Origin of the sequence: Cohnella hashimotonis (assembly GCF_030014955.1) — a bacterium.
GTDB classification, from domain to species: domain Bacteria; phylum Bacillota; class Bacilli; order Paenibacillales; family Paenibacillaceae; genus Cohnella; species Cohnella hashimotonis.
In genome coordinates this window covers 74,367-95,431 of the sequence record NZ_JAGRPV010000002.1, presented here as the reverse complement: position 1 = coordinate 95,431, position 21,065 = coordinate 74,367, and the positions used below count along the sequence as shown (strand labels likewise).

18 protein-coding genes are annotated in these 21,065 nt (G+C 63.0%); 7 read left to right on the top strand and 11 right to left on the bottom strand.

Annotated elements, in window-relative coordinates; genetic code table 11:
* The first annotated feature begins 203 nt into the window (after positions 1-203).
* Both KB449_RS34950 and KB449_RS34945 read left to right on the top strand, forming a co-directional pair.
* A complete protein-coding gene (locus tag KB449_RS34950; protein ID WP_282913046.1) occupies positions 204-533 on the top strand; it encodes a hypothetical protein in 330 nt (109 codons plus the stop codon).
* Entirely contained in the window at positions 533-1,444 is a 912-nt protein-coding gene (locus tag KB449_RS34945; RefSeq protein ID WP_282913045.1) for a DUF4097 family beta strand repeat-containing protein, read from the top strand. The genes KB449_RS34950 and KB449_RS34945 overlap by 1 nt, the downstream gene beginning before the upstream one ends.
* Before the next feature lie 115 nt (positions 1,445-1,559).
* On the opposite strand, the gene KB449_RS34940 is transcribed toward KB449_RS34945, so the two are convergent.
* Complete coding sequence (locus KB449_RS34940; RefSeq protein WP_282913044.1) at positions 1,560-2,222, bottom strand: YfbR-like 5'-deoxynucleotidase; 663 nt, start codon at positions 2,220-2,222, stop codon at positions 1,560-1,562.
* 278 nt (positions 2,223-2,500) lie between these two features.
* Positions 2,501-2,842, bottom strand: coding sequence for a winged helix-turn-helix transcriptional regulator (locus KB449_RS34935; RefSeq protein ID WP_282913043.1), 342 nt, complete (start codon positions 2,840-2,842; stop codon positions 2,501-2,503).
* A gap of 155 nt (positions 2,843-2,997) precedes the next feature.
* Here KB449_RS34935 and KB449_RS34930 point away from each other — a divergent pair, with 155 nt between their 5' ends.
* Genes KB449_RS34930 through KB449_RS34915 form a run of 4 tightly spaced genes read left to right on the top strand, consistent with a single transcriptional unit; the run spans position 2,998 to position 7,656 of the window.
* Positions 2,998-4,548 (top strand): spore germination protein, encoded by a 1,551-nt coding sequence (locus KB449_RS34930; protein ID WP_282913042.1) that lies wholly within the window; start codon positions 2,998-3,000, stop codon positions 4,546-4,548.
* Positions 4,541-5,731: a Ger(x)C family spore germination protein gene (locus tag KB449_RS34925; RefSeq protein WP_282913041.1), complete on the top strand. Its 1,191-nt coding sequence runs from the start codon at positions 4,541-4,543 to the stop codon at positions 5,729-5,731. Before KB449_RS34930 ends, KB449_RS34925 begins: the two co-directional genes overlap by 8 nt.
* Positions 5,732-5,748: 17 nt before the next feature.
* Positions 5,749-5,937, top strand: coding sequence for a hypothetical protein (locus KB449_RS34920; RefSeq protein ID WP_282913040.1), 189 nt, complete (start codon positions 5,749-5,751; stop codon positions 5,935-5,937).
* Positions 5,938-5,970: 33 nt separating this feature from the next.
* The gene (locus KB449_RS34915) at positions 5,971-7,656 is read left to right on the top strand and encodes a GerAB/ArcD/ProY family transporter (RefSeq protein WP_282913039.1); all 1,686 of its coding nucleotides are present in this window, start codon (positions 5,971-5,973) and stop codon (positions 7,654-7,656) included.
* A 77-nt stretch (positions 7,657-7,733) separates the two neighbouring features.
* Here the strand turns inward: KB449_RS34915 and purT are convergent, their stop codons facing one another.
* Complete coding sequence (gene purT, locus KB449_RS34910) at positions 7,734-8,894, bottom strand: formate-dependent phosphoribosylglycinamide formyltransferase (protein WP_282913038.1); 1,161 nt, start codon at positions 8,892-8,894, stop codon at positions 7,734-7,736.
* A gap of 149 nt (positions 8,895-9,043) precedes the next feature.
* Positions 9,044-10,288, bottom strand: coding sequence for a beta-ketoacyl-ACP synthase II (gene fabF / locus KB449_RS34905; protein WP_282913037.1), 1,245 nt, complete (start codon positions 10,286-10,288; stop codon positions 9,044-9,046).
* A gap of 219 nt (positions 10,289-10,507) precedes the next feature.
* On the opposite strand from fabF, the gene KB449_RS34900 reads away from it, so the two are divergent.
* A complete protein-coding gene (locus KB449_RS34900; RefSeq protein WP_282913036.1) occupies positions 10,508-11,350 on the top strand; it encodes a helix-turn-helix transcriptional regulator in 843 nt (280 codons plus the stop codon).
* A 118-nt stretch (positions 11,351-11,468) separates the two neighbouring features.
* On the opposite strand, the gene KB449_RS34895 is transcribed toward KB449_RS34900, so the two are convergent.
* The 7 genes from KB449_RS34895 to KB449_RS34865 form a co-directional block, all read right to left on the bottom strand.
* Positions 11,469-12,482, bottom strand: a complete 1,014-nt coding sequence (locus tag KB449_RS34895; RefSeq protein WP_282913035.1) for an aldose 1-epimerase — start codon at positions 12,480-12,482, stop codon at positions 11,469-11,471.
* Between the two features lie 195 nt (positions 12,483-12,677).
* Positions 12,678-14,288, bottom strand: a complete 1,611-nt coding sequence (locus KB449_RS34890) for a gamma-glutamyltransferase family protein (RefSeq protein WP_282913034.1) — start codon at positions 14,286-14,288, stop codon at positions 12,678-12,680.
* A gap of 16 nt (positions 14,289-14,304) precedes the next feature.
* Positions 14,305-15,231: a cysteine synthase A gene (gene cysK / locus KB449_RS34885; RefSeq protein WP_282913033.1), complete on the bottom strand. Its 927-nt coding sequence runs from the start codon at positions 15,229-15,231 to the stop codon at positions 14,305-14,307.
* A gap of 41 nt (positions 15,232-15,272) precedes the next feature.
* Complete coding sequence (locus KB449_RS34880; RefSeq protein WP_282913032.1) at positions 15,273-17,090, bottom strand: ABC transporter ATP-binding protein; 1,818 nt, start codon at positions 17,088-17,090, stop codon at positions 15,273-15,275.
* The gene (locus tag KB449_RS34875) at positions 17,083-18,861 is read right to left on the bottom strand and encodes an ABC transporter ATP-binding protein (protein ID WP_282913031.1); all 1,779 of its coding nucleotides are present in this window, start codon (positions 18,859-18,861) and stop codon (positions 17,083-17,085) included. Before KB449_RS34875 ends, KB449_RS34880 begins: the two co-directional genes overlap by 8 nt.
* Before the next feature lie 3 nt (positions 18,862-18,864).
* On the bottom strand, positions 18,865-19,626 hold the full coding sequence (locus tag KB449_RS34870; protein WP_282913030.1) for a class II aldolase/adducin family protein: 762 nt from the start codon (positions 19,624-19,626) through the stop codon (positions 18,865-18,867).
* Between the two features lie 52 nt (positions 19,627-19,678).
* Positions 19,679-21,019 carry an LLM class flavin-dependent oxidoreductase gene (locus KB449_RS34865; RefSeq protein WP_282913029.1) on the bottom strand — a complete coding sequence of 447 codons (1,341 nt, stop codon included), beginning with the start codon at positions 21,017-21,019 and terminating at the stop codon, positions 19,679-19,681.
* Between the last annotated feature and the right edge of the window lie 46 nt (positions 21,020-21,065).

The window sequence follows — 21,065 nt, the reverse complement described above, 5'->3', positions numbered from 1 at the left end:
CTCGTCTTCCTTTGTACCCGGTCGAAAAGGCTTCCAAACGAAATGCCCCTTCATAACCCGCAGTTGCCTGCCGCTTCCCTGGACCTGAGGCGGAGCGGCAGTCCAACCGGCGTCTGTTCCCCGGAAGCTTGCGTTCATTCTATAATGAAGCGGCAGGCTTGGAATTATGCGGGCCGCTTAACGAACAGAAATGGGGAACAAACGTGAACGACAACAGATCGGCCAGTCCGGCGGCCGTCGCGCTGCTCTGGCTGCTCGGAATCTTCGCCATCCCGCTGGGGCTCGCGCTGTGGGCCGCATTATCCGCCCTGGCGGCAGCCAATATCGTACTGATCGCCGCTCCGGCCGCGGTTCTGCTGGATTGGACGCTGAGCGGAGAACGCTACCCGGCAGCCCTGTTCGCCAGCTTGGCGGGGACCGGCTTCGGCATGCTCGCCGCGCTCGGCACGATCGCAGCATTCAAAGCCGGCATTCGTTGTACGGCCGGCGGACTCGCCTTGTCGGCCCGCATTCGGAAAGGAAGGGCATTATAATGAAAAAAGTATCCTGGGTAACGATAGCGATCGGCCTCATCCTCATCGGTTTGGGGGGCGCAGCCTATTACAAATTCCACTTTGCGGAACCGCTGACGGCGCATTCGCAGTCGTGGACGTTCGACGAGGGAGCGCTTCGGGCACTCGAGATCGACGGGGAAGCGAAGAGCCTGGATGTACGCTTCGTCGCAAGCACGGACGGCAAAAATACCGTCACGCTTCAAGGCGACGAGGAGCAGGAAGTCATCGAACGGCTGTCGGATGTGACCGTGCAGGACGGCAAGCTTAAGCTCGATTTGAATGCCAAGAACAGATGGTTTAACCTGGACTTCGACTTCGGCAGCCACAAGCAGACGATCGTCGTCGCGTTGAGCGGGACCGGCCGATTGGACGACGTCACGATCAAGTCGGACGCCGGTTCCGTCGTTGTCGACGGCCCTCAAGCGCAGCAGGTTGTCATTCGTTCGGACTCCGGCTCGCTTCGAATCTCCAATATCGCCGCGAGCTTGGTCGACCTCAAGTCCGATTCCGGCTCCGTGAAGCTCAGTGCCGTTCAGGCGGAACAGTTGAAGGTGAAAACGGACTCGGGCAGCATACAAGCCGACAGCGTGAAGGCGGACGCGGCAGTCTCTTCGGACTCCGGCTCCGTACGGATCGTCGCCTTGACCGGTCCGGCTGCCATCAAGACCGATTCCGGCAGCGTCCGGCTGTCCAAGACCGACACCGCCTCCGCAGATGTCTCCACGGACTCCGGCAGCGTTCGCGTCGAACTGCCCGCGGCTTTTGCCGGTCACTATGACCTGCGCTCGGACTCCGGTTCGATCCATGCGCCGGAATCGCCCGGTCAGACGGCCGACACAGTCAAGGTGCGCACAGACAGCGGCAGCATTCGGGTTGGAACGACGGAATAAAGCAATAAAAATAGTGAAAGGCTGTTCACCGGTCATTTTAGATGACGGTGAACAGCCTTTTTATGCGCATGAAAATGACTGGACAAATGTGCGGAAAACGCGATTCTCGGCGCCATCAGGCCGTATAAGGCTGCGGCGACGGCGAAGGCGCAGACGCCAACGCCTCTTCGGTGATCTTGCGGATGTCGACGGGAGACATCGACTCCTCGCTAACGAGATCGGGCAGGATGCTGTCGAAGAAATAATCCACGCACTTAAGCGGTATGCTGCGAATTTTAAGGAGCGCATGGCGATACATCGAGACGAATTCCTTTTCCGTATTCCCCCGCTGAAGCTCGGAGAACGCCTCGTACACTTGGTCGAGCTTGTCGGCCGCCTCGAGAATCAGTCCCTCGATCGACTGGTCCTTGCCTTCCCGCAGCTGCTCCTGGAAGATCGCCTTGAACTCGCGCGGAATATGCTCCTCGATAAAATTGTGAATCATACCCTCCTCGACGCGCTGCAGCAGCGTGCGCAGCTGCATGGAGGAATGCTTGACGGGCGTCTTGATGTCTCCGATGAAAATCTCCCCGTAATCGTGGCTGCTCGTAATCCGGTACAGCTTTTTCCAATCGATGACCGCGCCCTGCTGCTCCTCGATATCCGCGAAGGTCTTGGCATATTGAACGACCTTCCAAGAGTGCGCGGCGACGCTATGTTCCTCGAACTTGAATTTGCCGGGGCAGCGAATGATCCGGTCGAGCACGTCCAGCGATCTGAAGTAGGCATGAATTCCCATAGCGGGCTCTCCTTTTGCGATCGGCGATTGTCAGGCTTTGCGTAAATATTTTCGGGCCGCAGCTCTATTGTAGCCGGACGTTGTAAAGCCTGAATTAACGGAGCATTAAAACGACGGTACGTTTATGAACGCAGCAAACCTAGTATGGTCAAAAAGTTTGGCCGCAAAACACAAAAAACCGCGATGCGTCGGCGCATTCGCGGTGCTCTCGGATCATCGTGCGAGTAATCGTGCGAACGGCAGCCCCGTCAACGGGACGGGAGATGCACGTTTTTCTGTCAATGCATGGATGTCTGGTGGCTCTCGCCCCATTCCTTCAGCATCAGGATGACGGGTACCAGCGTGCGGCCGTAGTCGGTAAGCCGGTAGCCGATCTTCGGCGGCGTCTCCTGGTAGACGATGCGCTGCACGAGGCCTTCGCGCTCGAGATCGCGCAGCTGCAGCACCAACATTCGCTGCGTAATGCCGGGGATCATCCTGCGAAGCTGATTGAACCGTGCCTCCTGCTGGATGAGCTGATAAAGAATGACGCCCTTCCACTTCCCTCCGATAACGCTCATCGCCGTGCCGACGGGGTTGGTTGCCGTTTCGTTCGCTTCGAATTTAATGGTTTGCAGCATGATGGTGCCTCCTATTTTCGGTGCTCGGCCGGTTTATATACTCCTTTTATATCACTTGTTACTGAACAAATTCTGAAAAAGCCGGCGGATGCGAAGATTGGCTTCGTTGCATACTATTGACAACCATTCACAGAAAAGGAGGCGGCGACACCGTCATGCTCAAACGTCTGATTCGGGCTTGGCTCCGGCATTCGGTGCAGAAGCGCCCGGCCGGCAGCTTCGGCGCGCGGACCATGTCGCAACGCGGTGCCCGGCCCGCCTCGGGAGACCAACTCGCCGCTATCCTACAGGCCTTCAAGCATTCTGAGGACCTCGTTTGCCAGCCGGTCTCGGCGGGCGGAATCGCCTGCACGCTCGTGTACTTCGAGACGATCGTGGACAAGACCACGCTGTTCGCGCATCTGATCCGGCCGCTGCGTGAGCAGACGTCGCTTCAGGCGAATGATCTGCTGGACGGCCTGCTCAACGGCGCCATAGCGTCCATCCAGGCTACCCGCTGCAAGGACGTCGACCAAGCGGTCTCGGCGATGCTGGAGGGGCAAGCCGCACTGCTGATCAATGCCGGCCGGGACGGCGTCTGCCTTTTTCCCGTTACGCAATACAACGACCGCGCCGTTACGGAATCCCAGCACGAGACGGTCATCGTCGGGCCCCAGGAAGCGTTCGTGGAAAATGTCCGCACCAATCTGGCGCTCGTCCGGCACAAGCTGAAGCATCCCGACTTCAAGGTCGAGAAGTACACGTTCGGACGCTTTACCAAGACGGAAACCTATCTTGTCTATATTGAAGGACTCTGCAATGTGGACGTGCTGAACGAGGTAAAAAAGAAGCTCGCCGCCACGGACGTGAGCAGCGTGCTCGGCGCAAGTTACATTGCAGAGCGTATGCAGGATATGCGACTGTCTCCCTTTCCAACGGTCCAGTATTCCGAACGCCCCGACACGCTTGCCGCCGCGCTGATGGAAGGAAGGATCGGCATGATGATCGACGGCACGCCGCAATCTCTGATCGTCCCCGTCACCTTTTTTTCGCTCATGCAGTCGGCAGAGGACTATTACCAGAATTTCATGGCATCGACATGGATCCGGTGGATCCGTCTGTTTTTCGTAGCGATGTCCTTTCTCGTACCGTCGGTGTACGTCGCGGTCACGACGTTCCACCCGGAGATCGTTCCCGCCAACCTGCTCCAGACGATCACGGCTGCCAGAGAAAATATTCCATTTCCCGCGCTGGCCGAAGTGCTTATCATGGAGCTGATCTTCGAAGGATTGCGGGAGGCCGGCATCCGGATCCCGAGGCCGCTCGGGCAGACCGTATCGATCATCGGCGCCATCGTCATCGGGCAGGCGACCGTGCAGGCGGGCATCGTATCCGCGCCGACTGTCATCGTTGTCTCCATTACGGGCATCGCTTCCTTCGTCATCCCGCACTTCGAGCTGGGCCTCGCGTTCCGCCTGCTTCGGTTCCCGCTGCTGCTGCTCGGCGGATTGCTCGGCATGGCCGGGCTCGTGACAGGGCTGTTCATCCTCTTCTGGCATCTGGTGTCCCTGTCCTCGTTCGGCGTGCCTTATATGCACCCCGTCTCGCCGTTGTCTCTGCGGGACTGGAAGGACACGTTCATCCGTATCAATTGGACGCGGATGAACCCGCGGCCCGAAGTTTATCGCAAGGCGGACGCCGCGGAAAGGCAGCCTGGCCATGAATAGCGTCGCCCGAACGACGCTTGTCGTCGTCCTGCTGACCCTGACGCTCACCGGCTGCTGGTCCAAGATCGAGCTCAACGATCGCAGCTTTATCACCAGCGCATATATCGATCTGGGCGAACGTCCGGGCGAGATCATGCTGACGGTCGGATCGCCGCTGCCCAACCGGCTCGGATCGATCGGCAACGGCGAATCCGCCGCCCAGCAGGGCAAGTCCTACACTTCCGTATCTGCTTCAGCGCCCACGATCCCGGAGGCGCTCGACAAAATTCAGAATGATCTGACCCGCAAGCTCACTTGGGGACAGACCCGCGCCGTCGTCTTCAGCGCAGACTATGCCACCCAAATAGGCTTGCAGGAGCTGCTCGAATGGGCGGCCCGCAACCCTTCCTTTCCGCTGCGAACGTACGTATTCGTATCAGAGGGGAACGCACGCGAGGTCATGAATCTGACGCCCGTCTACGAGAGAGCGCCCGCAGAAGTGCTGCGTAAGTACGGCAATCGCAGATTCGTCGGACAGGCGACGGTCAAGGATCTGGCCGTCGCCACCGCCTCCGGCGTCGGCACGGCCGTCCCGCTGCTGCGAACCGGCCGAAAGCCGCTGATCAGCGAAAACAACAAGGTCAGCCCATGGACCGGCATCGCCGGCGGCGCGATGATCCAGGACATGCGCTTGAAAGGCAGGCTGAACATTAGCGAGGCCAAGGTAGTCAGCTGGGCGGAGGGCAATCTTTCCGAGCCGTTGTACGACGTACTGTCGGGCGATGGGAAGTTCGACTATAAGCTGAGCCGGCTGAAAGCCAAAATAACGCCCGTAGTCTCATCCGCAGGCGACATTGTATGCCGGGTTCAGCTCAGCGCCGAGGCCACGCTCGAGTCGGCGGTCAGCGCCAGAGACGTCACCCCCCCGGCTGAGCTTCACAAGCTGGAAAATCAAATGAATGCTGCGATCGACTCCGATATGCAGCGCGCGCTGGAAAACTCTCAATCCGCAGGCGCGGATATTTTGGAGCTGGGCCGTAGGCTGGAGTGGCGCTATCCTCGCTTGTGGTCGCGTCTGAAAAAGAGATGGATGCAAGTGTATGCCGAGGAGGTTCGCTTTAAAACCGAGGTCGACATTCGCGTCACCCATCTGAATGGGGAACACGAACCGCTGTGGACGATTCGGGAGGCGAAATCGGAATGAAGGCGGCGTGGATAATCATGGCCGGAATCGCAGCGATCGAACTGTACCGGCTTCCGTCGGGCGACAAAAGGGTCCGCTATATGACGATAGCCGCATGGTTGCTGAGCATCGGCTATACAGGAACCGCGGTGTTTGCCGACTGGCTCCCGCTGCCGATCTGGATTATTCAGGGTCTGTTCGGGTGGGCCGAAAAAATGTTGAAGTGAAGCCAAGCCAAGGAGTCGGGAGTTGAACGAAGCATGAAACCCCTTAAATTCGTTCATCTGTGGCGAATATACGCGCTGCACCTGATCGCGGCGCCCATCGTGTTCATGCTGAGCCCCTTGTATGAGCTGGGCGGGTACCTGGGCTGGATCGCCATCCCCTGCGCCGGCATCTTCAGCATGATATTCGCCTTCTTCTCCTTCCGCGTCGCTTACGCCTTCAAGGGACGGGAGTGGGCCGAGTACGGCGGCGGCATCGTCGGCCGCTGGCCTCACCTTTTTTTTACCGCGATCGTGCTCCTATATTGCCTGATGGTTGCTTCAATGTGCGCATCTGCTTATTCGGATCTGTTCATCTCTGTCTACCTGGAAGGAACGCCGACGCCGGTCATGCTGGGATGCTTCCTGCTGTGCGCCGCGCTTGCGGCCCGATCCGGCATTCGGTCGATCGCGCTGCTCAGCGACGGCTTTTTCCTTTCCGTATTCGCGACGATGGTTCCGGTCCTGTTCGTTCTTCTCTTTAAAATGAGATACGGCATGACGATCGCGCTATTTACACACTGGTCCATGTCCAAACTGGCCGGGTCTACGTTTTTTGCTGTCGGCTGGCTGAACGATCTGTCGCTGATTTTCCTGCTGGCGCCATATTTCGAAGCCTCGCCGAAGCCGGTTCGCAAGCTCGCCTCCATGCAGACGCTTATTGTGATCGTCCTGGTTGCCTATTGGCTATCGTGCCTGCTGCTGTTCGGCCCGAAGCTTGCGGGGAATATGTATTACCCGCTGCTGGAGGCCGTCCGCTTCATTTCCTTCGGGGAGGTCCTGGAAAACCTCGATCCGCTCCTGATCGGCATCTGGTCCGGCACCCTTCTCATCAAGACGGCCGTCCTGCTGTTTATGGCAAGCCGCATCGTCATGCGTTATGCCGGCATCCGGTCCCATCGGCCGCTCACGTTCGCCTTGACGTCATTCGTTTTCGCCTGCGCGTACCAGTTCTCCTGCTTCCCGGCGGAGTTCCAGGCGTTGACGACGAAGCCTTCATTCGAGATCTTTACCTGGCTCGTATTTTTAACGCCCGTCATTTATTGGACGGTGGCCAAGCTTAGGGGGATGACCGGCCCGGGACAAGCGAAGTCCAAGGGGGACGGCAGCCGGAGAAAGGACGGGCAGCGTCGTGGGGAGCAGGATCAAGGCGAGCACAGTCAGAACGAGAACGAGCAAAGCCAGGGCGCGCAGGAACAGGGCGAGCGGGCTCTAAGCGAACAGCAGGAGAGCGGGAGGCTACAGGGCGAACGGCAAAAGGGAGAGCAGCAGCAGGGCGAACAGCAGCAAGGCGAACAGCAGCAGGGCAAACAGCTACAGGGCGAACAGCTACAGGGCGAACAGCTACAGGGCGAACAGCAACAGGGTGAACAGCTACAGGGCGAACAGCAGCAGGGCGAACAGCAGCAGGGCGAACAGCAGCAGGGCGAACAGCAGCAGGGTGAACAGCAGCAGGGTGAACAGCAGCAGGGCGAACAGCTACAGGGCGAACAGCAGCAGGGCGAACAGCAGCAGGGCGAACAGCAGCAGGGCGAACAGCAGCAGGGCGAACAGCAGCAGGGCGAACAGCAGCAGGGTGAACAGCAGCAGGGTGAACAGCAGCAGGGTGAACAGCAGCAGGGTGAGGAGACGCAAAGTGAGCAAAGCGCAGAGAGAGTAGACGCAGGCAGGGCAGCCGAATGATGAAGCTGGCGGATGAAAAGCCCCTGCCGGGCCGCGAGCTTGCGGCACAACAGAGGCTTTTTGAAGGAAAAGGCCGATTATTCGCGCTCGAGACCAAGCTTGCCGAGCGCCTCCGCAGCCCTCGAACGCGCTTCGAGCACGGTATCCGCGGCGGCCAGCGCGACGGCTATGCGGCGTCCGGGCTTGGTCACCGGCTTGCCGAAGACGCGAAGCTGCGTGTCCGGCACGGCGAGCGCCTCCGCAGCGCCCGTAAGACGGTAGCCCTCCCAGGCCTCCAGCGCCTTGAGCGGCCGGCTCGCGCCCGGCGAAGCCAGCTTGATCTCCGGGATCGGCAGGCCGAGGAGCGCCCGCACGTGCAGCGCGAACTCGGACAGGTTCTGGCTGACGAGCGTGACGAGGCCCGTATCGTGCGGGCGCGGAGACACTTCGCTGAAATAGACCTTGTCCTCAGCCAGGAACAGCTCGACGCCGAACAGGCCGACGCCCCCGAGCGCGTCCGTGATCGCGAGCGCGATGCGCCGCGACTCCTCCAGCTGCGAGGCGGTCATCTCATGCGGCTGCCACGACTCGATGTAGTCGCCGCCTTGCTGCACGTGGCCGATCGGCGGGCAGAACTGCGTCCCTTGAGCTGTACGTACGGTCAGCAGCGTGATCTCCGACTCGAATCGGATGAACGCTTCCACGATAACCCGTGCCTGCTGAACCCGGCCGCCCTCCATAGCGATCCGCCAGCTCTCCCCCAGTTCCGCCTCTGAGCGGCAGACGCTCTGGCCTTTGCCCGAGGAGCTCATCAACGGCTTGACCACGCAAGGGAAGCCCATGGCACGCGCAGCCTCGGCGAATTCGTCGAAAGTGTCGGCGAAGCGGTACTTCGCCGTCGGCAGGCCCAGCGTCTCCGCGGCCAGCCGGCGGATGCCCTCGCGGTCCATCGTCAGCTGCGCTGCGCGCGCCGTCGGGATGACCGTGAAGCCTTCCGCCTCCAGCTTCACGAGCTCGGCCGTGGCGATCGCTTCGATCTCCGGCACGATCAGGTCAGGCTTCTCGCGAACAATCAACTCCCGGAGCGCCTGCTTGTCCAGCATGTCGATGACATAGCTGCGGTCAGCCACATGCATGGCCGGCGCGCCCTCGTACCGGTCGACGGCGATCGTCTCGACGCCGAGGCGCTGCGCCTCCAGAATGACCTCTTTGCCCAGTTCGCCCGAACCGAGCAGCAGCAGCTTTTTCGTATGGAACATGTTCTTCATCCAGCTCCTCGCACCCTCAGATGTGCCCATTATACAACAAAATGAAGGATAGGATGAACGCGCAGGTCAGCTGCTTAAGCTCGCGCGCGGACCGCTGCGATCGTTAGTCGCGCACAGACCGAATGCGGCGCGTTGGCGCATCAAACCTCGTCATATCTGCGCAGCACGATGACCGCGTTGTGTCCGCCGAAGCCAAAGGAGTTGGACAAGCCGACCCGCAGATGCTGCCCGCGGCGCGCCTCGTTGGGCACGTAGTCCAGATCGCAGGCCGGGTCCGCGCGCTCGAGGTTGATCGTCGGCGGGATGACGCCTTCGCGCAGCGTCTGTACGAGCGCGATCGCCTGTGCGCCGCCCGAGGCGCCCAGCATGTGACCGGTCATCGACTTGTTGGCCGTGACGGGCACGTCGCCCGCACGTTCGCCGAACACCTGCTTGATCGCCAGCGTCTCCGTCGCGTCGCCAAGTTCGGTGCTCGTCGCATGCGCGCTCACGACGTCCACGTCCTCCGGCGTGATGCCCGCGCTGCGCAGCGCGGCGCGCATCGCCTGGACCGCGCCCCTGCCTTCGGGGTGGGTGGCTACCTGGTGATAAGCATCGGAGCTTGCGCCGTAGCCGATCACCTCGGCGAGCGGACGCGCGCCGCGCGCCAGCGCATGCTCGAACGACTCGAGCACGACGATGCCGGCGCCCTCGGCGAGCACAAACCCGTCGCGGTCCGCATCGAACGGGCGGCTCGCCCGTCCGGGCTCGTCGTTGCGGCGGGACAGCGCCGTCGCATTGCCGAAGCTTGCGAGCGACAGCTCCGTCACGGCCGCTTCGGCGCCCCCGGCGATGACGACGTCCGCCTCGCCGTCGCGAATGAGGCGGAACGCCTCGCCGATCGCCGTGTTGCCGATCGAGCAGGCCGTCACGGGGGACATCGTCGGCCCGTACGTACCGTACCGGATGCTGATCTGCGCGGCGGCCATGTTGGCGATCATCATCGGCACGAGCAGCGGACTGACCCTGTCAGGTCCGCGCTCGCGCAGCAGCGACTCGTTGTCGCTCAGCGTCCGAAGTCCCCCCGTGCCCGATCCTACGTAGACCGCGACCCGTTCGCGGTCCGTTTTTTCCATATCCAGTCCCGACTGGGCGATCGCCTGATCTGCCGCCGCAAGCGCGAACTGGGTGAAGCGGTCCATCCGCCTCGCCTCTTTGCGACCGAACATCGCCTCCGCATCGAAGCCCTGCACGATTCCCGCGATCCGCGTCTTATACCCCGAAACATCCATATGTTCGATCGTCCGGACGCCCGAGCGCCCCTCGACGAGTCCTTCCCAAAAAGAAGCCACGTCCGCGCCCAGCGGCGACACGACGCCCATTCCCGTGATGACTGCTCTTGCCATGCCGATCTCCTCCATCCTAAGTGCGTTGCGATAGTCCTATCATTTCACATGCCAATATCCTAGTACAAGTTATAGGTTATACTGGTATAAGGAGCACCTGAATAAAGTTGTATCGCGGATGCTGCGATCGGTGACGGCAAAACGGATCTGTGTACGAGGCTGCGGTGGCGCAAAAAAAGAGCCGGGCGACTAGAACGTTCGCGAGGGAGGATGGTCATAATGAATAATCAGGCGCGTTTGCAGGCGTTGTCGGCCTTCTTGAAGGCGCGGCGGGCGAAGCTGTCTCCAGGGGAAGTCGGCCTGCCGGATATCGGAAGGCGGCGGACGCCGGGACTGCGGCGCGAGGAGGTGGCGCAGCTGGCGGGCGTGAGCAGCACGTGGTATACCTGGCTGGAGCAGGGCCGGGACATCCAGGCTTCACATGCCGTACTGGAGTGCGTAGCGGAAGCGCTGCGGCTGACGCCCGACGAGCGCAGGTATTTTTATTCGCTGGCAGAGAGCGGAGGCTCGTCCGTCGCAGTCGACTACGAGCGGGAAGCCCCGCCGGTCATGACGCCCTCGCTGTCGCGAGTCGTGGACGAGCTGCGGCAATGCCCGACGATCGTGTCGGACAGGCGCTGCCAGATTGTCGGATGGAACGAGGCGGCTGCCCGCGTTTTCGCGGATTTCAGCCGGATCGCGCCCGAGGACCGCAATATGATCAGACTCGTGTTCACGCGAAAGGAGTTTCGCAGGCTGGCCGTTAACTGGGAGTCGTTCGCCAGTGGCTTCCTCGCGATTTTCCGTGCATATTACGGGCAGTATGTGGAGGATGAGTGGTACGAGGCCTTTTTGACGGAAATGAAAGACGCCCACCCGGACTTCGAGCGCCTCTGGAACGACAGCCGGGTCAGCAGCGCGCCCGAGGTCGCCCTCGAATTCAGGCATGCCAAAGCGGGCAAGATGCTGTTCCATCTCACCTCGCTTCAGGCGCACGGCAGCGCCGATCTTCGCTTGAGCGTCTACACGCCCGCCGCCGACTCGCGCACCGAGGAAAAGCTGCGAAAGCTGCTCGATACGTAGCGGCGCCGCCCGCTCCACGGCACCGAATAACAATGCGGCACATCCTTATTCCGGCCAGACACGCTCCCCGGGCAAAAAGCTCCCCGCATCAACGCACATCGGCCTGTCCCGCTTTCGTTCAGCCGATCGTGTACAGCCGGCTCGTTTCTTCCCAGATCTCGCCGGGCGACAGCGCGAAGAGTCCCACCTGCTCCTTCTCCTCCGGCGACAGCTCGATGTTCGGCGCATTGACGAGGTTGACCTGCGGTTCCGGGCAGAAGTAGCCGCCCTTGGCGCCGTCGTTCCAGATCATCCACTGCTTGTAGCCCGTGCCGACGTCGTAAACGAGCTTGACGCCGGTGCGCGTGTCCGTCAGCTCCATGCGGTTGCGGCCGTTTTGCGGCACCGCAGTGTAGTGGTTGTCGAGCGACTCGAAAAACGGGGACTGCGTGCCATCGCGCATGCGGGCCTCGGCTTCCGTCAGCGGCAGCCTGCGCTTGGTCGGCAGCATCCGGCCGTCGGCGCCCATCTCCCAGCGTTCGCCGACCGTCAGCTTGAACGTATAATCGGCTGGCGCGCTGCCCGGCACGAACGGCGCATTGACCGCCGTATGGAAGGCAAGCAGGCAAGGCATCGTGCCTTCGCCGTCGTTGCGCACGCTGACGCGCTGATGCAGACCTTCGCCGCTCAGCGTATATTCCAGGCGGACGGTGAACGCGAACGGAAACCGCGCGTACACCGCATCCCCTTTTGCCACCTTCACGCTGAATACCGCACGGGCGCTCAGCGCGTCGGCACTGAAGCCGTCGACCTGCCAAGGTATGTTATAAAGGAAGCCGTGCAAATGGTTGTTGCGGTCCGTCTCATTGACGGGCAGCTCGAGCACGCGGCCTTCCCACGGGAACTTGCCGTCCTCGAAGCGATTCGGCGGGAAAAGCACCGGAATGCCGTGCACCATCGGACGCTCCATGAACGCTTGCAGCTCGTCCACTGCCGGCTCCCGCAGGAATGCGTATCCTCGCTCCGTGTCCCGGAACGCGATCAGGTTCGCGCCGATATCAGGCAGCACTGCTGCCTCATACGCACCCGCTTTCAGCCACACTGCCTTCAAACCCTCATATTGACCCTCGTAAGCTTGCGTATTCGCTGTCATCGTATCCTCCCAGGCATGTCGCGTGACTTGTACGTACATTTCTCCTAGCATATCATACACCTCGCGACGGGGAACAGAAGCAAGCGCAAGAATCGTCTCGGCAAACGCAAACGAAAAAGCGCCCGCCCGGATTCCCGGACGAGCACCAGCAGCTATCCCTATCTTTATCCGATATCTAGATCCAATATCCCCATCCTACCACGCAGCGACCGTGCCGTCCGTCCGTGAGTCGGTGCCGCCGCAGAGCACGCCGGTCGCCGGATCGCGCCAGATCATCTGGCCGCGTCCGAAGGAGCCGCCGTCCAGCGCGAAGCGGATGTCGTGGCCCAACCTGGCCAACGCCTGCGCGGCAGCCGCCGGGAAGCCCGGCTCGACCAGCACCGTGCGCCCGCCCGTCCACTGCCAGCGCGGCGCATCCAGCGCGGCCTGCGGATGAAGGCCGAAATCGATCGCGTTCATCAACGTCTGGACATGGCCTTGCGGCTGCATCAGGCCGCCCATCACGCCGAACGGTCCGACCGCTTCGCCGCCGCGGGTCAAGAAGCCGGGGATGATCGTATGGTACGTGCGCTTGCCCGGCTCCAGCCGGTTGGCCGCCGCTTCGTCCAGCGAGAAGTCGCGCCCCCGGTTCTGCAGCGCGATGCCGACGCCCGGCACGACGAGTCCGGAGCCGAACTGCATATAGTTGCTCTGGATAAAGGAGACCATATTGCCCTCGCCGTCGGCCGCGGCCAAATAGACCGTCCCGCCGCCCTTCGGGTCGCCCGCCTCCGGCAATCCCGCCCGCTGCCCGATCAGCGCCCGCCGCTCCGCCGTATAGGCATCCGACAGCAGCGCCTCCACGCTCGCCTTCATATGACGGGGGTCGGTAATGTGTCGCTGTCCGTCCGCGAACGCCAGCTTGATCGCCTCGATCTGCTTATGATACGTGTCCACGGCCCCTGCCTGCAAACCGTCGAAGCCTTCGAGCAGCCGAAGCGCAAGCAGCGCCACGAGCCCCTGGCCGTTAGGAGGAATCTCCCAGACGTCGTAGCCCCGGTAGGACGCGCGGATCGGATCCACCCATTCGGGGCGGAAGGCATCCAGGTCCTCCCCGCTCAGAAACCCGCCCGCCTCCTGTACGAACGCGACGATACGAGCCGCCAGCTCTCCCCGGTAAAAGTCCTCCGCCCCGCTCTCGGCGATCCGCCGGAGCGTGCGACCGTGGTCCGGCGACCGCCAGAGCTCGCCGGGCGCAGGCGGACTTCCGCCCGGCGCGAACGTCTCGAACCACGGCTCGAACGCCGCTCCCTTAAACGCCACCCGGTACGATGCATGCGCTTTGTCCCAGTTGAACGCGGCCGTCGGCGATACCGGGTATCCTTCCTCGGCATAACGAATGGCGGGCTCCAAAGCTTCGCCGAGCGGCAGCCGGCCGAAGCGCCGCGACAGCTCGGCCCATGCCGCCGGCGCGCCGGGCACGGTGACCGGCAGCGGCCCGTAGGCGGGCATCTCCGAATGCCCGGCCGCCTTTACCGCCTCGATCGAGATCGAGCGCGGCGCCGGACCGCTGGCGTTCAGAGCGTGCAGCTTGCCGCCCGTCCACACTAACGCGAAAGCGTCCCCGCCGATGCCGTTCGAGCACGGCTCGACGACGGTCAACGCCGCCGCGGCCGCGATGGCGGCGTCGATCGCGTTGCCGCCGCGCTTCAATATGTCCAGTCCCGCCTGCGCGGCGAGCGGCTGCGAAGTCGCTACCATGCCGCGATGCGCATAGGTTGGGACGCGGTAAGCAAGATGCGGATGATATAGCGGATCGAAATTCATGTTAACGCCCGCCTCCTTAATCCACGAACAGGTCGGAGCTCAAATACCGCTCGCCGTTGTCCGGCGCGATGCACAGCACGCGCTTGCCCTTGCCCAGCCGGCGCGCCTCCCTAAGCGCCGTCCAGACGGCGGCGCCGGACGAAGGGCCGACGAGGATGCCTTCGAACGTGGCGATCTGCCGCGCCGTGCGGATCGCGTCCGCGTCCGACACCTGCACGATCTCGTCGTAGATCTGCTGGTTGATCACGCCGGGAACGAAGCCCGGACCCGCGCCGATCAGCTTGTGCGGCCCCGGCTTGCCGCCGGACAGCACGGGCGAGCCTTGCGGCTCGATGACCACGATGCGGATGTCCGGCAGCCGCTCCCGCAGCACTTCCCCGGTTCCCGTGATCGTCCCGCCGGTGCCGGCGGCCGCCACGAACGAATCGAGCTGCCCGTCCATCTGCTCCAGGATCTCGAGGGCCGTCGTCGTCCGGTGAATCGCCGGATTGGCCGGATTCTCGAACTGCTGCGGCACGAAGCTGCCCGGGATCTGCCGCTGCAGCTCGAGCGCCTTGCGGATCGAGCCCGACATTCGTTCGTTCGCGGGCGTTAGCACGACTTCGGCGCCGTAAGCCTTCAGGATGTTGATGCGTTCCTTGGTCGCGTTGTTCGGCATCGTGATGACGAGCCTGTACCCCTTGGCCGCGGCGTTCATGGCCAGCCCGATGCCGGTGTTGCCGCTGGTCGGCTCGATGATCGTGGCGCCCGGCTTGAGACGTCCCGACTTTTCCGCGTCCGCGATCAGGTTGAACGCCGCCCGGTCCTTCAGGCTGCCGCTCGGATTGAAGTATTCGAGCTTCATATACACTTCCGCGTCGCCTTCGCTGACGAGCCGGTTCAACCGAACCGCCGGCGTTTCGCCGATCAGGTCCGTGATGCTGTTCACTCTTTTCGATGCCATGGGTGTGCCTCCTGAATTCCGTCCGGCTTGTCCGGACCGGTCTATTGAACTTGCGGCGTATCGTATAGTCGACTGTACAGCCCGTTCATCGCCATCAATTCATCGTGCGTGCCCTGCTCGGCCGTCCGCCCGCGCTCAAGGACGACGATCCGGTCTGCGCCCCGTATCGTTGCCAGTCGATGCGCGATGACGATGCTGGTCCTTCCCCGCATGAGCCGACGGAGCGCCTCCTGGATATGAAGCTCGGTGACGGTGTCGATGCTGCTGGTCGCCTCGTCCAGGATGAGGATCGACGGATCCGACAGCATGGCGCGCGCGATCGCGAGCAGCTGCTTCTGACCGTGGCTAATCTCGTCCCCTTCCTGGCGGAGCACGGTGTCGTAGCCTTCGGGCAGTTTCATGATAAAATCGTGCGCATTGGCCAGCTTGGCCGCTTCCTCGACCTCCGCGTCCGACGCTTCCGGTCTGCCGTAACGGATATTAACGCGAACCGAGTCGTGGAAAAGGACGGAGTCCTGCAGCACGAAGCCCATATGGCGCCGCAGGCTGTCCCTCGTCAAACGTTTGATATCGCGGCCGTCGATCGCGATCGTTCCCCGCTGCGGTTCGTAGAATCGGGTGATCAGCTGTACGACCGTCGATTTGCCCGCGCCCGTCGGGCCGACGAGCGCGACCGACTGGCCGGGCGCCGCGGAGAAAGACAGATCGACGAGGGCCGGCGCGCCGCTTCCGTAGGAAAACGTGACGTCCTCGAACGCGATCGCGCCCCGTACCCCGGACAGCTCCTCCGCATCCTCCCCGTCGGTCTCCTCCTCCTGATCGAGCACCTCGAAGGCCCGCTCCGCGCCGGCGACAGCCGACAGCATGGCGTTGACCTGCGAAGCCAGCTCGTTCAGCGGACGCGAGAACTGCCTCGCGTACTCCGCGAACGTCACGATGATCCCGACGGTAACGAGGCCGTGCAGCGCGAACAAACTGCCCGCCGCCGCGATAACGGCGAAGCTGAGATTGTTCAGCAGGAACATGAGCTTCGGGACGAAGCCGGAGAAGGTTTGCGCCCAATAAGAAACGCGCATCAGCTCGCGGCTCCGCGCGTCGAACGTCTCCTGCGTCCGGCGCTCCCGGGACAGCGCGCGGATAACCGGCTGGCCGGCCGCCGCTTCCTCCGCGTAGGCGCTGAACGCGCCGAGCTCCCGCTGCTGCGCCTTGAACAGCGCGCCTGTCCTCGCGGAGATCCAATGCGTGCCAAGGAGCATGAACGGAATTACGGAGAGGCTGACCAAAGTGAGCGGCCAGCTCAGCCAGAGCATCAGCCCCAGCATGCCACCAAAAACGACCGCGCTGGAAAGCACCTGTACGAAGGCGCCGCCCAGCGACTGGCTGAGGTTGTCGATATCGTTGATCATGCGGCTGATCAGGTCCCCGTGCGGGCGGCTCGACAAATAAGGCATCGGCACGCGGTGGAGACGGCCGAACAGGTCGCTTCTCATATCCGCCACCGTACGCTGCGCGGCCCCGATGACGAGATACTGCTGCAGCATCGAGGCCGCCGCCTGCAGCAGGTACAGGGCGCCGAGTCCGAGCAGATAGGGCGCGAGCGACGACGGTCCACCGCCGCCGAGCGCGGCGTCGACGGCCTCGCCCAGCAGATACGGCCCCGCCAATCCGCAGCCGGCGCCGGCGACGACCAGGAGCAGCGCGAGCGTCAGGCGCCGCCTGTAAGGACGCATATATCCGCCGATCCGGATCATAGTGCGGCGAAGCTCCCGCGGGCCCCGGTTCTGCGCCGCGCCCGCAGGCGGCGGCTTGCGCAGCGGCATGCTGCCGTAACGCGCGGACAGCGCTTCTCGTCTAGGCATGAATCTCTTGCGCCTCCTTCGACTGGGACCGGACGATCTCCCTGTACAGCGGGCTGCTCGCCAGTAGCTCGTCATGCTTGCCCTGCGCGGCGAGCGAGCCGTCCGACAGCAGGAGGATCAGGTCGGCGTGCCGGGCCGCCGCCACCTTCTGCGTGGACATCAGCACCGTGCATCCGATCTCCCGCAGGCTGCGAAGCAGCCGCCCCTCCGTAACGGCGTCGAGCGCGCTGGTGCAGTCGTCCAGCAGCAGCAGCTCGGGCCGCCTCACCAACGCCCGCGCGACCGCCAGCCGCTGGCGCTGCCCGCCGGACAGACTGCCGCCGGCGGACAATCGCGTATCGTATCCGCCGGGCAGCGCGGCGATCTCTCCGTGGATCTGGGCGGCGAGCGCCGCCGCTTCGAGCTCCGCGTCCGTCGCCTCCAAAGCGCCCATCCGCAGGTTGTCCCGCACCGTCCCCTCGAAGAGGACGGACTGCTGCGGCACGTAGCCGATCGCCGCGCGCAGCGTCTCCTTGGACAGCGCGCGAATGTCGACGCCGCCGATCTCGATTCGGCCCGCGGCCGATTCGTACAGCCGGGGCAGCAGCTGCAGCAGGGACGTCTTGCCGGCCCCAGTCATGCCCATGACGACGGCGGTGCCGCCCCGCCTCACCCTGAAGCTAAGATCGCGCAGCACGGCGACGTCAGGCGCGTCGGGGTATCGGAAGCCGACGCCGGCGAAGACGATATCGCCCGCGGGCGGACGTATCGCATCTGCATACGTATCCGCATCCCCCGCGCCTCGGCCCTCGGAATGCCCGGCCGACGCTGCGGCTGCGCAATCCTTCTCTTCCGGCAGGCGCAGCACCTCCGCAATGCGCCGCCACGATGCCGCCGCACGCGACAAGCTGGTGATAATCATCGTGACGAACGACAGCGCGCCGATCACGCGCAGCGCATAATTGACGACCGCAACCAGCTCGCCCGCTTCCGCGCCGCCGTCGGCCAGCAGACCGCTGCCCGCTGTCAGAATCGCGAGGACGATCAGGTTCATCGCGAGCAAAGCGCCGGGAATCGTCATCTCCGACAAGCGCAGCGCCGACGTCGTCCGGTCCCGCCATGCCGCGTTGGCGGCGCCGAACCGTTCGTATTCGCCCGCCCTGCGCACCATCGCCCGGATGAGGCGCATGCCCGCCAGGTTTTCGCGCAAAATGCCGCTGGTCCGATCCATGTTCTCCTGCGCCTCTCCGAACGCGTGAAATCCCTTGCGGATCGCGACATAGACGACGGCCAGCAAGATCGGCACCGTCACGGCCAGCGGCAGGCCCAGCCGCCAGTCGACGAGCATCGCCAGCACGACCGAGCCCGCGATCAGCAGCGGCGAACGGAAAAACAGCCGGAGGCAAAAATAAACCGCCGCCTGCACCTGCGTCACGTCGCCGGTCATCCGCCCGAGCAGCGCGGCGGGCTTGAACCCGCGCAGGTCGGACAGCCCCGCGGATTGCACGCCGCGCAGCAGGTCCGAACGCAAATCGTGCGCGAGGGACTGGCTGACGTGGGACGCCCAGAACGTATTGACGATGCCGCAGACGAAGCCCCCGAGCGCGGAAGCGATCAGCCAGCCTCCCCAAACGTAGACGGCCCCGACGTCTTTCCCGCCGATCCCTTCTTGAATCAGCTTTGCAAGCAGCAGCGGCTGCCACAGCTCGACGGCCGCCTCGATCAGCATGAGGACGAAGGCCAGGCTCATCGGCCGCCGATACGGCCGTAAATACGGGAGCAGCGCTCGCATGACTTAATCCAGCAGGTCCGGCTGCTCTCTCACGATCGCCTGGTAATAAGGCTGGAAGTTGAGCCAGCCGAACTGCTCGCCCGTGCGGTCCGCGATCGCCTGGGCATGCTTGTCGCCGATCAACGTCGGCTCGCCGGCGGCTTGGGCCAGCAGTTGAGCCTGGCTCGCCTTTTCAAAGGATACGAACCAGTATGCGGCTTCGTCGACCGTCTTGCCCAGCGACAGAATGCCGTGATTTTTGAGCAGCACCGCCTTGTTGTTGCCGACCGCCTGCGCCAGGTTGTCCCCTTCGCCGCGCTCGAAGCTGTCGTAGATCGAATGGCTATTGTAGAAGACCGCGGCCTCAGCCGTCAGCGGATCGAGCAGTCGGCCGAAGGTGGACCAGGTGCGCCCGTAGATCGAATGCGTATGCGCGGCCGATACGAGATGCGGGTTGTCGCGCAAAATCGGCAGATGAAGCTGGATACCGCCCGGATGGACCAGGCCGCGTCCCTCGACGATTTTCCCCTCGAAGTTCATGAGCACGAGATCGCTCGCCTTGATGAGGCCGAAGCTGAGCCCGAACGGATTGGTCCAGTAATGGTCGGTCTTGATGGGATCGCGGGCGGAGATATGGCCCATGACGCCCTCTTCGAATCCCAGCTTGGCGAATACGCGGAAGGCGGCGGCCAGCCGCTCCTTGCGATGCTGCCTTTCGTCTTCGGGATTCGCGAACTGCGGCTGCTGATTAATCGTTAACGGATCGATGAACGTATCGATTGCCATGGCGGTTCCTCCTTTTCCTTTATCTTTTCTGCTTACGATGAAGTCTTATCGATTATTGAACGACCGCCTGACGCCTCTCGAGCGCGTACCGGTTCTCCGGGAACGAGATGCCCAGGTTGCCACGGAGCGTGTCGGACTCATATTCGGTGCGGAACAGTCCGCGGGCCTGCAGCAGCGGCACGACCTGATCGACGAAGTTTCGCAGGTTCGCGTGCGAGCCCCCCAGGATAAAGCCGTCGACCGCGCGCTCCTCAAAGAAGCGGGCGATCTTGTCGGCGACGAATTCCGGCGTGCCGACGAAGTCGCCGCGCGGGTTGGTCGCCCGCAGCGCGAGTTGCCGGAGGGTCAGATTCTCCTCCTTGGCGATGCGCAGATAATATTCCGCCGTTGAGCGGAAGCTGTCCTTGCCGATGTCGCCGAGCTCGGGCAGCGGTTCGTCGAGCGGGAACTGGGAGAAGTCGAAGAAGCTGAAGTAGCGGCTCAAATACTTGACGGCGTATGCCGGATCGATGAAGCGGTTGCCCTCCTCGTAGAGGCGGTTCGCTTCTTCGTGCGTCGCGGCGACGATCGGCTGGATCGACGGGAACAGCAGGAGCTCGTCGGGATTGCGGCCGTACGCGACCGCCCGGTCCTTGATATCCTTGTACTGCGCCTGCGCCTTGGCCAGATTGCCGGACTCCTCGAAGCTCGAGAACACCGCGTCGGCGTAGCGCGCCGCCAGGTCCCTGCCCGTCTCGGAAGCGCCGGCCTGGAAGATGACCGGATGCCCTTGCTTCGAACGCTCCAGATTCAGCGGGCCCTGCACCTTAAAGAACTCGCCGACGTGATTCAGCGTGTGCAGCTTGTCGAGGTCGACGTATTCGCCCGTCTCCTTGTCGCGCGGGAACGCGTCGTCCTCCCAGGAATTCCACAGCCCTTTGACCACTTCGATATACTCGGCCGCGATGCGGTACCGGAGCGCGTGATCGTGCAGCTTGTCGTGGCCGTGATTCCGGGCGACGCCCTCGAGCGCGGAGGTGACGGCGTTCCAGCCCGCCCGGCCGTCGCTGATGATATCGAGCGAGGCGAGCTGACGGGCCGTCGTGAACGGCTCGCTGTATGAGGTGGTAAAGGTGCCCACGAGTCCGAGACGCTTGGTGACCGCCGATACGGCGGCCAGCGCAGTCATCGGCTCGAGCCGGCTGAGGAACGGGATGGTGGAGTCCTTGGTAATATAAGCGGAGTCCGCTATAAAGCCGAAGTCGAACTTGCCGGCCTCGCCGATACGCGCGTACTCCTGGTAAGCCTCGATGCTGACCGCGCCGTCCGCGCGCACGTCCGGCTCCCGCCAGTGTCCGCCGCCGCCCTGCAGGAAAATGCCGAACCGGATTTGTCTTTTGCCGCCGTTAGCCATGGCTGTATTCCTCCTCGAATGAATCGTTAATTGCCTGAACATTTAA